This window comes from Actinomadura xylanilytica (assembly GCF_030283145.1).
Lineage (GTDB): Bacteria > Actinomycetota > Actinomycetes > Streptosporangiales > Streptosporangiaceae > Spirillospora > Spirillospora xylanilytica.
Genome location: NZ_JASNWE010000002.1, coordinates 19,707 through 33,726, shown reverse-complemented (window position 1 = coordinate 33,726; position 14,020 = coordinate 19,707). Strand labels below are relative to the sequence as shown.

Below are 14,020 nucleotides of genomic sequence, written 5' to 3'. Positions count from 1 at the left end.
GGATCAGCGGCGCCGCACTGCCTCCGCCCGGTCCCGCTCCCGGACGAGCTGGAGCGCGACATCGATGATCATGTCCTCCTGGCCGCCGACGTACCCGGCCTCGCCGACCCGCTGGAGGATGTCGTGGGCCGCGACGCCGTACCGCAGGGCGGCCCGCTCGGCATGCAGCAGGAAGCTGGAGTAGACCCCGGCGTACCCCTGCGTGATGGCGCCCCGGTCCATGGACGGCAGCCGCGGCACGAACGGCCTGACCACGTCCTGCGCGGCGGCCAGCACGCCCTGGACGTCCACGCCCGTGGTGATGCCCAGCCGCTCGAACGTCGCCGCGACCACCTCGGTGGGCGCGTTCCCCGCGCCCGCGCCGAGCGCGCACAGCGCCCCGTCGATCTGCCGGGCGCCGTTCTGGGCGGCCAGCACCGAGTTGGCCACGCCGAGCGACAGGTTCTGGTGGCCGTGGAACCCGACCTGCGCGTCGGCGCCGATCTCCGCCACCAGCGCGCCGACCCGGGCCTGCGCGTCGCCGAGCAGCAGCGCGCCCGCCGAGTCGACCACGTAGACGCACTGGGCGCCGCCGTCCACCATGATCCGGGCCTGCCGGGCCAGCTCGGCGGGGCCGATCCGGTGCGACAGCATCAGGAACCCGACGGTCTCCATGCCGAGGTCGCGGGCCGCCGCGAAGTGCTGGAGGGACACGTCCGCCTCGGTGCAGTGCGTGGCGATGCGCGCCACGGACGCGCCCGCGCCGTGCGCCCTGGCGAGGTCCTGGACGGTGCCGAGGCCGGGCAGCAGCAGCACCGCGATCTCGGCGTGCTCCGCCTCGTCCACGGCGGCGGCGATCAGCTTGAGCTCGTCCTCCAGCGAGAACCCGTAGTTGAACGAGGAGCCGCCGAGGCCGTCCCCGTGGGTGACCTCGATGACCTCCACCCCGGAGCCGTCGAGCGCGTGCACCACGCCGCGCACCTGCTCCTCGGTGAACCGGTGCGCCATCGCGTGGCTGCCGTCGCGCAGCGTGGAGTCGGTGATCCGCACGCGCTCGCCGCCGAGGGCAGGGGCAGGGGCCGGGGTCATGAGGTCACCTTCCGCAGCGCGAGCTGCTCGCCCACCCGGGCGGCAGCGGCCGTCATGATGTCGAGGTTGCCCGCCCACGGCGGGAGATGGTCGCCGTTGCCGCGCACCTCCAGGAACACCGCGACCCGGGCGCTGCCGCCCCAGTCCTCGCGCGGCTCGTCGAACTGCGGCTCGGCGCGCAGCGCGTAGCCGGGCACGTACGCGGCGACCGCGGCGGCCATCGCGTGCACCGACGCGGTGATCGCGGCGGTGTCGGCGTCCGCCGGGATGGCGCAGTACACCGTGTCCCGCATGATCATCGGCGGGTCCACCGGGTTCAGGATGATGATCGCCTTGCCCCGGCCGGCGCCGCCGACCCGCTCGATCGCGCGGGCCGTGGTCTGGGTGAACTCGTCGATGTTGGCGCGGGTGCCCGGCCCCGCCGAGCGGGACGCGATCGAGGCGACGATCTCGGCGTAGCGCACCGGGACCACCGACGAGACCGCGTGCACGATCGGGATGGTCGCCTGCCCGCCGCAGGTGATCAGGTTGAGGTTCGGCACGTCCGCCAGGGTGTCCAGGTTGACCGGCGGGCAGACGAACGGCCCGATCGCCGCCGGCGTCAGGTCCAGCGCCTGGACGCCCGCCGCCTCGTAGCGCGGCGCGTTCGCCAGGTGCGCCCGCGCGGACGTGGCCTCGAAGACCAGGTCCGGCAGGTCGTCCCGGGACAGCAGCCAGCCGACGCCGTCGGCGCTGGTCCGCACGCCGAGCTCGCGGGCGCGCGCCAGCCCCTCGGACGCCGGATCCACCCCGACCATCGAGTGGACCTCGATCGTCTCGCTGCGCAGCAGCTTGATCAGCAGATCGGTGCCGATGTTGCCCGGCCCGACGATCGCCGCGCTCAGCCGTCCGCTCATGCCACCTCCAGGGTCAGGTCCATGGGGCCACTGTCGGGCCGGATCCGGCCGTGCGACAAGGCCGCCGTCCCGCAAGACGGGACGGCCTCTCCGAACGGGCCCGTTCCGACCGGCGGATACGTTGGACGCATGCATCCGAGAGGAGCCGGCGACGGATCGATGTCCGGCCGCATCGCGGCGGTCCTCGGCGCGTTCCGGGTCGAGGACGACGCGCTCGGCCCCGCCGAGATCGCCCGCCGCACCGGGCTGCCCCGCTCCACCGTGCACCGGCTCGCGCACGAACTGGTGGGCACCGGGCTCCTCGAAGACGCGGGCGGACGGGTGCGGCTCGGGCTGCGGCTGTTCGAGATCGGCCAGCGGGTGCCGAGGCAGCGGGTGCTGCGCGAGGCGGCGCTCCCGCTGATGTCGGACCTGCGCGAGGCCACCCGGCAGACCGTCCACCTGGCGGTGCTGGAGGGGCACGAGGTCGTCTACGTCGAGATCCTGCCCACGGCGGGCGGCCCGGCGCTGCCGTCCAGCGTCGGCGGGCGGCTGCCCGCACTGGCCACCGGGGTCGGCAAGGCGATCCTGGCCTGCTCGCCGCCGCCGCTGGCCGAGGAACTGCTGGCCGCCGGACTGCCGAGGCTCACCGGACGGGCGGTCTCCGCACCGGCGCTGATGGCCCGCGAGCTGGCCCGGATCCGCCGTGACGGGGTGGCCTACGACCGCGAGGAGTCCGGGGCGGGCATCGTCTGCGTCGCCTGCCCGGTGCTGGACACCGAGGGGCTGGCCGTCGGGGCGCTCTCGGTGTCGGGATGGAGCGGCCGGATGCGCACCGGCCAGGTCGCGCCGGCCGTCCGCACCGCCGCGCTCACCCTCTCCCGGACGCTGGCCGGCGGGGACGCGGCGCCGATCCGCATGATCCGCCTCCAGCACCCCCACCGGCTTCCGCCCGTGGTGTGAGGCGGTGCTCAAGCCGGCCGTCCTGGCCTGAACACCACAAGAGCCTCACATCCGCGAAGGCCCCCGCGTGCTGGAGGTCGCCGCGTCCGGCGCCGCGCCGTCCGCCCCGGATCCGACCGCCTGGACGAGCCAGTCGCGCACCCGCGCCGCGTCGAGGTCCTCGACCGCGGCGAGCTGCACCGTCGCCATGCGCGGGCCGGGCGTGAGGGTCCCGGACGGGTCGGTGATCGGGCCCGCGTTCCAGATCATGAAGGTCACGTAGCGGGGATGGGCCTTGAACCCCGCGACCGGGCGGCGGTCCGCCAGCCAGACCGGATGCCCGTGCCAGACCTTCCCCTCGGCGTGCGGCAGGACGTCGTCCAGGATGCCGCGGAGCCCCTCGGCGATCGCCTGGAGCGTCCCGTCGAGCCCAGTGGTGTAGTCATCGATCGTTGGCATGGTGGTCCTCTCGTGCTCGTCGGCGCGTTGCCGAGTCCGTGTGTTCCGGCCGGCCCGGGCGGTGCGCCCGGTATGAGGCGCTGGACGCGGCCCGTCATCGCCCCGCGCCCCGGCGTCCCGGCGCTCCGCTCAGAGCGCTCGGGGACGCCGGGCCGGGTGGGGACGCTTCACGTCGCGTCCGGGGCTGGACCGCCGCTCCTCCGCTCAGGCGGTCCGGGTGAAGGCGTCATGGACGATCTCGGCGCTGGTGGCGGCGTCGAAGGCCAGGCCCTGGTGATCGCCGGGGAACTCGACCGCCTTGGTGCCGAGACGCTTGGCGAGCGCCAGGGCGGACAGGAGGGGGACGCCTTCGGGCGAACCGGCACCCACGCCGACGACGATCGGCGCGGAGCCGGAGCGCAGCGCGGCGACGTCGGGCTCGAAGCGCAGCACCGGCACCAGCATGTGGGCGAGGAAGTAGTCGAGGTTCCCCTGGATCCGGCCCATCATCTCCAGCGCCTCGGGGGGCATCTGGGAAGGGTCCGGCATCGCCGGGGGAGCGGCGCCGTCTCCCTCGATGGTGGCGATGAACTTCTGCATCGCGGCCCCCACGCCCTCACCGGTGTAGGTGTCGCGGACCTCCTGGAACTTCGCCCGCCAGTGCGCGGGGTCGGGCAGGATCTCCGGGATCGGCGGCTCGTGCACGACCAGGGCGCGCACCTGCTCGGGGTGGCGGGCCGCCAGGTCCAGGGCGGTGAGAGCGCCGCCGCTGTTGCCCAGCACGTAGGCGGGCTCGTCGCCCAGGACCGCCAGGAGGCGGTGGGCGTCCTCGCTGAAGACCGCGACGCTCTGGTCCTCGGGCGGTCCCGTCAGGCTGCTGCGGGACAGCCCGCGCTGGTCATAGCTGACGACGGTGTACCGGTCGGACAGCAGCGCGGCCAGGCCGGCCAGCGCCCCCGCGTCGGCGGGCGCGCCCGGGATCATCAGCAGCAGCGGCCCCGATCCGCGGACCTCGTAGTGCAGTTGCGCTCCGGGAACTTGGAGCGTCTTCGTCTCAACGTCGTGCATGGATGTTCCGTTCTTGTGAAGTGGGTGGATTCAGGCCGGCCGGTAGGCCAGGTCGATCACGCCGGTGCTGAACGTGGTGGATCCGGTGAGCTTGAGCGGCACCCGGCCGGTGCCCTCGGTGAAGAGCCGCTGCCCGGAGCCCAGCACGATCGGGTGGACCATCAGGCGGAGCTCGTCGATGAGGCCCGCGTGCAGCAGCGTCCGGGTCAGGGTGATGCTGCCGGAGAGCTGGATGTTCTTGCCCGGCTGCCGCTTGAGTTCGGCCAGGGCGCCGGTGACGTCGCCGTCCAGCAGGGTCGAGTTCTGCCACTCGGGTTCGCCCAGGGTGGTCGAGGCGACCAGTTTGGGGATGCCGTTCAGCTGATCGGCCAGCTCACCGGTCTGGTGCGGCCAGACCGAGGCGAAGGACTCATAGGTCACCCGTCCCAGCAGCAGGGTGTCGGCCGCGGCGTGCATCTCGCCGACGGCCGCCTGCATCTCCTCGTTCAGATAGGGGAAGTGCCAGCTCTCCGGCGCCTCCACCACTCCGTCAAGCGAGATGAACAGCCCGGCCACGATCTTCCGTGTCGCTGTCATGCAGCGCCTCCCTTCGTCTCCGTCATTGGTCGCCAACGATTCCGTAGAGGGCTGACCTGCATCAACAGGCGATCGGAGAAGGAAGGATTTAGCCAGATTCAACGACGGCGGCACCGCTGCCGGGACCGGCTCGCGCTGGGTCCGGGGCATCCCGCGCGCAGCGTGCGCATGCTGCGGTCGATCTCTTCCTGGGAAGGGCCGGGCCCCGCGAGCAGCGTTCCGAACAGCCGCATCCCATCCGCCTCAGATTTTTACCGGTTCTGTGGTGCGGTCAACCAGATGGTGTCAACTCTCGCTCCTGCCAGGTGGGCGGCATGGCACTTAGTCACAGTGGCGTGAACGGGAGCTAGGCAGCGCGATGCCGCCGTGTGAAAATCCCGGCGAGTGGCAGGAGGTCGCCCGTCATGCCGCCACAGGAACCGCCGCTGGTCGAGCGCGAGCGCGACCTGGCATCGCTGGTGGCGGCACTCGCCCGTCCGCCCGCGGTCGTGGTGGTGGAGGGCGAGCCGGGCGCCGGGAAGACCCGGCTGGTGCGCGAGGCGCTCGCCGACCGGGCGCTCGCCGGGCGGCGGCGGCTGCTCGGGTACGCCGTCCCCGCGCGGGCGCCGTGCCCGCTGGGACCGGTGATCGAGGCCCTCGCCGCCGTGAGCCGCCCACCCGCACAGGGCCTCAGCCCGCTGACCGGGGTGCTGCGCACGGTGCTTCCCGAACTGGCCGGCATCCTGCCGCCGCCGCCGCCCGTGGCGCCGGGCGAACCGCGGCTGCTCCGGCACCGGCTGGTGCGCGCCGCCGCCGAGCTGCTCGGCAAGCTCGGCCCGACCGTGCTGGTACTGGAGGATCTCCAGTGGGCCGACGAGGCCACGGTCGAACTGCTCCGGATGATCAGTGCCCGGCCGCCGCCGGAGCTGTCGGTGGTGCTCACCCGCGGGTTCCCGGCGGACCCGCCGGAGCCGGGGCCGGCCGCCGACCGGATCCAGCTCGCGCCGCTGTCGGTGCCCGCCGCCGGACGGCTGGCGGCCGACAGCCTGGGCAGGACGGCGGCCGTCCCCCCTGAACTGGCGGAACGGCTTCACGAGCGCAGCGGCGGCGTACCGCGCGCGGTACACGAGGACGCGCTGCTGCTCCGGGACCTCGGCCTGCTCCGTCCGTTGGACGGCGCCTGGGCCCTCGTCGGGGGAGGGGAGGCCGGGGCCGTGGCGCCGAAGGCGGTCGCCGCGGAGATCGTCGCGCTGGCCGGGAGCCTCGGCGCCACCGGCGGCGCCGTGCTGGAGGCCGCGGCCGTGCTGGCCGGACCGGCCGAACCCGACCTGGTGGCCGCGGTCGCCGGGACGGGCGGCGAGGAGACGGCCGCCGCGCTTGCGGACGCGGTCCGCCGTGGGCTCCTCCGTGAGGACGGCGGCACCGTGAGACCGCGCCACGAACTGGCCCGGATCGCCCTGTACGCGTCCATTCCCGGCTACCGGCGGCGCGAACTGCACGGCACCGCGGCGCGGGAGCTGATCCGCCGCGGCATGGTCGAGCAGGCGGTCGACCATCACCGGCGGGCCGGCGACGTCCGCGGGTGGGCGGCCAGCGCCGAGGCCGTCGCCGCGGTCGCCGCCGCCACCGGTTCCTTCGGGACCGCTCGAACCCACCTGCGCGAGATCCTCCAGTCGGACGCGGTCGCGCCGGAGCGGTGGCCGGAGCTGGCGATCGAGCTCGGCTGGGCCACGCTCGCCGACACCGCGCTCCCCGACGCCGCGCTTGCTGACACCGCGCTCCCCGACACCGGGCCCGAACGCACCGGGCCGGGCGACAGCGGACGGAACACGGAGACCGCCTCGCTGTTAGCGGCGGCGCTCGAACGTGGCGCCTCTCCCGTACAGCGGGGCGAGCTGCTCCTGCTCCGGGCCTGGCTCGCGCTGGAGTCCGCCGGGACCGGCGGGGAGGCCCGCGACACCGCCGCCGCGCTGTGCGCCGCGCTCGAAGATCTCGCTCCGCGCCCCGACCTCCAGGCGATCGCGCACGCCCTCCTCGCGACGCCGAACAGGCAGCCCGGCCGGGACCTGCCCGCGCAGATGGCCTCCCTGGAACGGGCCCGCACGGCGCTCTCCCGAACCGGCGATCCGATGGCTCGGGCGGTCGTGCTGACCACCGCCGCGCACCTGCTCCTCACGATCGGCAGCCCCGAGGCGTGGGCCGCGGTCGCCGCCCTGCCCGCTCGCGGCGGACGGCCGGACGTGGACGTCCGCCTCGTCCGGGGGCTGGCGGACCTGGCCGAGGCGGCGCTGCACCTCGGGCACTACCCGCGCAGCCTGGAACTGGTCGAGCGGGGGCTGGCCGCGGGCGTGCGGTCCTATGACGCGCGGCTCCGGGCCACTGCGGCGAGGGCCCGCTGGGCGATGGGCGACACCGGCTTCACAAGGCAGGCGCGCGGCCCCGCCGATGAGCCTCCGGCCGGTGAGCCTCCGTCGGACGGGCCGCCGGCCTCGCGGCTGCTGCCGGCGCAGGTCCGCACCGGCCAGGGCCGGCTGGACGACGCGCGGCGCGCGCTGCGGGCGGTGGCCGAGGACGCGCTCGGGATCGGTGAGCTCGCCATCGCGGCCCACGCCGCCGCGGACGTCAACCGGGTGGCGCTCACGGCGGGCCGCCGGCGCCTCGGGCACGCACTGGCCGGCCGGGTCCTGGAGGAGGTGGCGCGCAAGCAGGTCTGGGTCCTGGCGGCACCGCTGCTGCCCTTCGCTCCGCTCGATCTGCTGTCCGCGGCGCTGCCCTGGTACCGCGGTGCCCTGGCGGACCGGGACGTGCCGCTCGCCCGCGCCGCGCTCGTCTTCGCCGAGGCGCGGCTGAACGAGCGGGACGGCGACATGGCCCTGGCGTGGAAGGGCTACGAGTCCGCCCGCCGCGGATACGCCGCGTTGCCCGACCCCCGGATGGCGGCCCATGCCTGCGCGGCCGAGGCGCGCTCCCGGATCTCCGCCGGGCAGGCACCGGACGCGGGCCTGCTGCGCGACACCTGGAGCACGTTCACCGGTCTCGGCCTCACCTGGGACGCCGACCGGGTGAAGGAGCTGATGCGGGAGACCGGCCTGCCCGTCCCGCACCGGCGAGGCCGGCCGGGCTACGGCAACCGGCTGTCCCCGAGGGAACGGGAGATCGCCGACCTGGCGGCCTCGGGCCACACGAACCGGGACATCGCCGCGGACCTGTGCATCTCGGACCGGACGGTCAAGTACCACCTGACCAACGCCATGCGGAAGCTCGAGGTGAACGGCCGCCGGGAGCTGCGCGACGCCCTCGAACCGGAGGGTCCGGGCGACGGCGCGCACGTCTGCCGCTGCGGACGGTGCGGTCGGCGATTAAACCTGTCCTGATCGGACGGGGCATCCGCCGGGCGATCCGGTGACTATGAGAGAGATTCACGTTCGACCCGGCACCGGGCTCCCACCCAGCCCGCCGCGAAGACCGGCGCCGCGTCGGACGACGGCGGAAGGACCGCCGTAGTGTCCGAGGAGGAAGGACCCCCCCGCATGAGAACCGCCAGCCTGATCGTAGGACTCGCCGCCCTCACCACCACCGGCCTCATGGTAGCCCCCGCCTACGCCGCAGCCGGCAAGGTCGACGGCTCCGTCACCGCGGTCGGCACGACCTGCACGTGGACCAACGCGACCACCAGCAACACCCCCCCGAACACCCTGACGGTCGACCACACCACGATCAGCGCGAGCTGCGGCGGCGGCGTCACCGTCGGCCTCAGCAACTCCCCGACGGTCACCTTCAACGACACCGCCGGCACCGCCACCTCCCCGTCGGTCGGGGTCACCGCCACCGTGAGCGGCCTCAACTGCGGCTACTCCGTGAGCAACCTCTCGCTCGCCCGCCAGGGGACGACCCGGACCTACACCGGCGGCCCGTTCACGGCCTCCAAGACCTCGGGCAGCTTCCTGTGCCCGGGCACCGCGACCGTCGACTCGGCGTCCTTCAGCTTCCACTGATCGATCGCTGATCACCTGAGATGACCCCCGAAGCGGGGCCGAGGCCACCCCTCGGCCCCGCTTCGCCATGGCTGGCCTGCCTCCCGTATTTCGCGGTCGCCTCCGGGTTTCTTGATCACCAGATAGCGCCGGCCTTGCCGGCGGGTGGGCAGGTAGGGGGAGCGAAGATCGTGAGCAGGCGAGGAGATGCCGTGGACGCCATGCCGTCGTTCGAGGACCGGACCGATTTCGAGAACGCCGACAAGGGCTACCTCGGCACCACGTCGCAGTCGACGATCACGGACGCCTCGGGGCGGACGGTCTGGAACTTCGACGCCTACACGTTCTTGGACGGCGCGTGCCCGGACACCGCGAACCCCAGTCTGTGGCGGCAGTCGCAGCTGACCGCCAAACACGGCCTGTACCAGGTGGCCGCGGGTGTCTACCAGGTGCGCGGGTTCGACCTGTCCAACATCTCCTTCATCGAGGGCGACACCGGCGTCATCGTCGTGGACCCGCTGCTGTCCGGCGAGTGCGCGGAGGCCGCGCTCGCGCTCTATCGCGAGCACCGGGGCGACCGCGCCGTCACGGCGGTCATCTACAGCCACTCGCACGCCGACCACTTCGGCGGGGTGCGCGGCGTGGTGCCCGACGGCGCGGTCATCCCGATCATCGCTCCAGCGGGGTTCCTGGAGAACGCCGTCGCCGAGAACGTCTATGCCGGCGCCGCCATGAACCGCCGGGCGGTCTTCATGTACGGGGCGGAGCTGCCCAAGGGGCCGGACGGTCACATCGGCGCGGGCCTCGGCCAGACCACCTCCACCGGCACCATCTCGCTGATCGAGCCCAACCTGCCGATCACCGAGACCGGGCAGGAGGAGGTGGTGGACGGCGTCCGGATCGTCTTCCAGCTCACCCCCGGCACCGAGGCTCCGTCGGAGATGAACTTCGCCTTTCCCGACCGGCGCGCCCTCTGCATGGCCGAGAACGCCACCCACAACCTGCACAACGTGCTGACGCTGCGCGGCGCGCTGGTGCGCGACCCGCACCTGTGGGCGCGCTACCTCACCGAGGCGATCGAGTTGTTCGCCGCCGGCGCCGACGTGCTGTTCGCCTCGCACCACTGGCCGACCTGGGGCACCGCCGAGCTCACCGGGTTCCTGTCCGAGCAGCGCGATCTGTACGCCTACCTGCACGACCAGACGCTGCGGATGCTCAACCAGGGGTACACCGGCGTCGAGATCGCCGAGATGATCCAGATGCCGCCCGCGCTGGAACGCGCCTGGCACACCCACGGCTACTACGGGTCGGTCTCGCACAACGTCAAGGCGATCTACCAGCGCTATATGGGCTGGTTCGACGGCAACCCGGCCCACCTGTGGGAGCTGCCGCCCGCGGAGTCGGCCGCCAGGCACGTGGAGATCATGGGGGGCGCCGACGCGATCCTGCCCAAGGCCAGGGCCGCCGTGGACGCCGGCGAGATGCGCTGGGCGACGCAGCTCCTCAACTACGTCGTGTTCGCCGATCCCGGCAGCACCGAGGCGCGCGAGATGCTCGCCGGCGTCTACGACAAGCTCGGGCACGGCAGCGAGAACGGAACCTGGCGCAACTTCTATCTCCAGGGCGCGGCCGAGCTCCGCGGCAACAAGCCCTCCATCAGCCTCGACAGCGCCTCACCCGACGTCGTGCGGGCCCTCGGAATCGACCAGGTCTTCGACTCCATCGCCATCCGCATCGACGCGCCGCGGGCCTGGGACACCCGCCTGACCATCGACTGGAACTTCACCGACCTCAAGGAAGAGGTCCGCCTCAGCCTCGCCAACGGCGTCCTCACCCAGACCCGCTCCCACGACGGCACCTCGGCCGACCTCGTCCTGACCCTGACCAAGCCGCAACTGCTCGGCCTGGTCGCCACCGGAGACCTCGGCGGCATCCGGTCCGACGGCGACAGCGGGGCGCTCACCACCCTGATGGGCCTCCTCGACGACGTCGACCACAACTTCGACATCGTCACCCCGTAGGCCACCGCGCCGGACGGCCCGCCCGGCTCGCACCATTCACCCACGGGCATGGCGAACGCGGTGTCGAACTCGGTGCCGCCCTCCGCCATCCGCTCGACGAGGATGCCCACGGTCCAGCCCGCCGCCTGGCGGGAGGCCCCGTACTTCACCGACGAGGAGCGGGCGGCGCTCGCGCTGGCCGAGGCCGCCACGCGGCCGGCCGACCGTCCCGACGCGGTGAACGACGAGGTCTGGGATACCGCCGCCACCTACTCGACGAGAAGCAGATGGCCGCGATCGTCCTGAGCCCCCGGCCGGATTCGAACCGGCGACCTGCCGCTTACAAGGCGGCTGCTCTGGCCAACTGAGCTACAGGGGCCTGCGGCACTGGGTGCCGATGGGCATCACTTTACCGCCGTGCGGCGGGTCGGTGGTGACGGTGACCGGGGGGCAGGGGAGGCGGCCTGGGGGTCGTCGGGGATGGGGCCCGTGGAACCGGACATCAGGCGGCGGTGGGCGTCGTTCGCCGATGTTTCGGCGGAATCGGCCGGGACGCGGTGCATCGGCGCGGATATTCGATAATCGGGAGGTGTCGTAATGGCCGGGAAATCAGTGCCTTTTCGTACTGTCCGGCGGCACGGAATTTCATGCATTCTCGCCAAGTGGCCACGGCCGGGCAGGGTTCTTTGATCTCATAGTGGAGTGTAATCACTACACAGAGTTACGGCGAGTCAGGGGAGGGCCCTATGGTCTGGGACTCGAAGCCATCGCCGCGTCAGGGGACCGATCGGGGGAAAAGGGTTCCTCCCGGACATTATGCGCCTCTCGCGCGCGATGAGAGATTCCAGCTGCTCAAGAAGAAGTCGCATCGGCTTGCTCTGGCGATCGCCACCTCATTTCTGGGGTGGTATTTCCTATATGTAGGTCTTTCTGCGTTTGCTCGGGGGTTCATGGCCCGGCCGGTGGCCGGGAACGTCAACGTGGCGATCCTGCTGGGGGTGCTCCAGATCGTCTCGACGTTCCTGCTGGCTTGGGCCTACGCCGCGTTCGCGCGCCAGACCCTCGATCCGCTGGCGGCCGAGCTCCGGGCCGTGGCCGCGGGCGGCGCCGCGCCGGTGCCGCGGACGGCGGGCGATCTCGACACGCAGCGGTGGCCCGTCCACGGGCAGGCGCCGGAGCAGGGGCCGGGGGCGGCGGCCGAGCGGCGCGACTCCTGGCCGGGCGCCGGGGTCCGGCCGGACCTGGGCGGGCTCGGATGAGCGCGGTCGTCACCGCCCTGGGAAAGGGGCACGGCAGCCCGGACGGACGGATCCTCACGTTCGGGTTGTTCATCGCGTTCATCCTGATCACGCTCGGCATCACCGTCTGGGCGCGGGCCAACACCAAGAGCGCCGACGACTTCTACGCCGGCGGCCGGATGTTCTCCGGCCCGCAGAACGGGATCGCGCTCGCCGGCGACTACATGTCGGCGGCGTCGTTCCTCGGCATCGCCGGCATCATCGCGCTGTCCGGGTACGACGGATTCCTCTACTCCATCGGCTTCCTGGTGGCGTGGCTGCTCACGCTGCTGCTGGTGGAGCTGATGCGCAACGCGGGCCGGTTCACGATGGCCGACGTGCTGGCGCACCGGGTCCGGGAGCAGGCGCCGGTCCGCACGGCCGCCGTCATCTCCACCGTCACCGTCTCGGTGTTCTACCTGCTGGCGCAGATGGTCGGGGCGGGCGCGCTGGTCTCACTGCTGCTCGGCATCCACCGCGGGCAGGCGTTCCTTGGGATGTCGGCGGGTACCGCGCAGGTCGTGACGATCATCGTGGTGGGCACCCTGATGATCTTCTATGTGATGTTCGGCGGGATGAAGGCCACCACCTGGGTGCAGATCATCAAGGCCGTGCTGCTGATGGCCGGCGCGCTGGTGCTGACCGTGCTGGTGCTGGCCCGCTTCGGGTTCAACGTCAGCTCCATGCTCGGTGCCGCGGCCGACGCCAGCGGCAAGGGCCGGGAGTTCCTCGAACCCGGCCTGCACTACGGGCGGGAGGTCGCCGGCGACCCGTACCAGACGATGGTCAACAAGCTCGACTTCGTCAGCCTGGCGCTCGCGCTGGTGCTCGGCACCGCGGGCCTGCCGCACATCGTCACCCGGTTCTACACCGTGCCCGACGCGCGGGCCGCCCGTAAGTCGGTGTCCTGGGCGATCGGGCTGGTCGGGGTGTTCTACCTGATGACGCTCGCGCTCGGCTTCGGCGCCGCCGCCCTGGTCGGACGGGACGCGATCGTCGCCCAGGACCCGGCGGGCAACACCGCGGCGCCGCAGCTCGCGCAGTCCCTCGGCGAGCACGTCGGCGGGCAGTTCGGCGGCGACATCCTGCTGGCCTTCATCGCCGCCGTCGCGTTCGCCACGATCCTCGCGGTCGTGTCCGGGCTGGTGCTGGCGTCCTCCACCTCGCTGGCGCACGACTACTTCGGCCAGGTGCTGATGTTCGGCCGGTCGCGGGAGTCGCAGGAGATGGGAGTGGCCCGCTTCTCGACGTTCCTCGTCGGCACCCTCGCGATCGTGCTCGCGGTGATCACCAAGAACCTCAACGTGGCGTTCCTGGTCGCGCTGGCGTTCGCGATGGCGGCGGCGGCCAACCTGCCGGCGATCGTGCTGACCCTGTTCTGGAAGCGGTTCAACAGCGCGGGGATCGTCTCCGGCATCTACGGCGGGCTGATCAGCTCGCTGGTGCTGGTCGTCCTGTCGCCGGTGGTGTCCGGCAAGGTCGACCCGGTCACCGGCGCGAGCCTGTCGCTGTTCCCGCGGGGCGTCGACTTCCACCTGTTCCCCCTGGAGAACCCCGGGATCGTGTCGATCCCGATCGGCTTCCTCTGCGCCGTCATCGGCGCCCTGGTCGGACGGGCGGACGCCGGCGACAGCCGGTACGACGACCTGAAGGTCCGTTCGCTGACGGGGGTCGGCTCCCACTGAGCGGTGTCCGTGCGGGTCCCCTCTCCGGGCCGGAGAGGGGACCCGTCGGTGTTCCGCCCGGACGCGCGCGGGTTCCGCCCGGACGCGCGCGGGCGGGCGCGCTGTCCCATCCCGTCCCCGAATGGGACGAGTGACCGA

12 protein-coding genes and 1 tRNA gene are annotated in these 14,020 nt (G+C 72.7%); 7 read left to right on the top strand and 6 right to left on the bottom strand.

Annotation, left to right across the window (positions count from 1 at the left end; genetic code table 11):
* Window positions 1-3 precede the first annotated feature (3 nt).
* Window positions 4-1,068 carry a 4-hydroxy-2-oxovalerate aldolase gene (gene dmpG / locus QP090_RS11220; protein ID WP_285938667.1) on the bottom strand — a complete coding sequence of 355 codons (1,065 nt, stop codon included), beginning with the start codon at window positions 1,066-1,068 and terminating at the stop codon, window positions 4-6.
* Window positions 1,065-1,964, bottom strand: a complete 900-nt coding sequence (locus QP090_RS11215) for an acetaldehyde dehydrogenase (acetylating) (RefSeq protein WP_285938665.1) — start codon at window positions 1,962-1,964, stop codon at window positions 1,065-1,067. The genes dmpG and QP090_RS11215 overlap by 4 nt, the downstream gene beginning before the upstream one ends.
* Before the next feature lie 129 nt (window positions 1,965-2,093).
* Between QP090_RS11215 and QP090_RS11210 the strand changes: the two genes are divergently transcribed.
* Window positions 2,094-2,906: an IclR family transcriptional regulator gene (locus QP090_RS11210; protein WP_285938663.1), complete on the top strand. Its 813-nt coding sequence runs from the start codon at window positions 2,094-2,096 to the stop codon at window positions 2,904-2,906.
* 45 nt (window positions 2,907-2,951) lie between these two features.
* Here QP090_RS11210 and QP090_RS11205 read toward each other — a convergent pair whose 3' ends face one another.
* From QP090_RS11205 to QP090_RS11195, 3 genes are all read right to left on the bottom strand, one after another.
* Window positions 2,952-3,344: a DUF1801 domain-containing protein gene (locus QP090_RS11205; protein WP_285938661.1), complete on the bottom strand. Its 393-nt coding sequence runs from the start codon at window positions 3,342-3,344 to the stop codon at window positions 2,952-2,954.
* Between the two features lie 204 nt (window positions 3,345-3,548).
* Entirely contained in the window at window positions 3,549-4,391 is an 843-nt protein-coding gene (locus tag QP090_RS11200; protein WP_285938659.1) for an alpha/beta fold hydrolase, read from the bottom strand.
* A gap of 30 nt (window positions 4,392-4,421) precedes the next feature.
* On the bottom strand, window positions 4,422-4,967 hold the full coding sequence (locus tag QP090_RS11195) for a dihydrofolate reductase family protein (protein WP_285938658.1): 546 nt from the start codon (window positions 4,965-4,967) through the stop codon (window positions 4,422-4,424).
* Between the two features lie 404 nt (window positions 4,968-5,371).
* Here QP090_RS11195 and QP090_RS11190 point away from each other — a divergent pair, with 404 nt between their 5' ends.
* The 4 genes from QP090_RS11190 to QP090_RS11175 all read left to right on the top strand — a co-directional run bounded on the left by QP090_RS11190 (window position 5,372) and on the right by QP090_RS11175 (window position 11,226).
* Window positions 5,372-8,320: a helix-turn-helix transcriptional regulator gene (locus tag QP090_RS11190; protein ID WP_285938657.1), complete on the top strand. Its 2,949-nt coding sequence runs from the start codon at window positions 5,372-5,374 to the stop codon at window positions 8,318-8,320.
* A gap of 156 nt (window positions 8,321-8,476) precedes the next feature.
* On the top strand, window positions 8,477-8,941 hold the full coding sequence (locus tag QP090_RS11185) for a hypothetical protein (RefSeq protein ID WP_285938655.1): 465 nt from the start codon (window positions 8,477-8,479) through the stop codon (window positions 8,939-8,941).
* Between the two features lie 200 nt (window positions 8,942-9,141).
* Window positions 9,142-10,941: an alkyl/aryl-sulfatase gene (locus QP090_RS11180; RefSeq protein WP_285940062.1), complete on the top strand. Its 1,800-nt coding sequence runs from the start codon at window positions 9,142-9,144 to the stop codon at window positions 10,939-10,941.
* A 48-nt stretch (window positions 10,942-10,989) separates the two neighbouring features.
* On the top strand, window positions 10,990-11,226 hold the full coding sequence (locus tag QP090_RS11175) for a hypothetical protein (RefSeq protein ID WP_349666485.1): 237 nt from the start codon (window positions 10,990-10,992) through the stop codon (window positions 11,224-11,226).
* On the opposite strand, the gene QP090_RS11170 is transcribed toward QP090_RS11175, so the two are convergent.
* Window positions 11,226-11,299, bottom strand: a tRNA-Thr gene (locus QP090_RS11170). The genes QP090_RS11175 and QP090_RS11170 overlap by 1 nt on opposite strands.
* A gap of 367 nt (window positions 11,300-11,666) precedes the next feature.
* Between QP090_RS11170 and QP090_RS11165 the strand changes: the two genes are divergently transcribed.
* Both QP090_RS11165 and QP090_RS11160 read left to right on the top strand, forming a co-directional pair.
* Window positions 11,667-12,179, top strand: a complete 513-nt coding sequence (locus QP090_RS11165; protein ID WP_285938654.1) for a DUF485 domain-containing protein — start codon at window positions 11,667-11,669, stop codon at window positions 12,177-12,179.
* Window positions 12,176-13,882 (top strand): solute symporter family protein, encoded by a 1,707-nt coding sequence (locus QP090_RS11160; RefSeq protein WP_285938653.1) that lies wholly within the window; start codon window positions 12,176-12,178, stop codon window positions 13,880-13,882. Before QP090_RS11165 ends, QP090_RS11160 begins: the two co-directional genes overlap by 4 nt.
* Window positions 13,883-14,020: the final 138 nt, after the last annotated feature.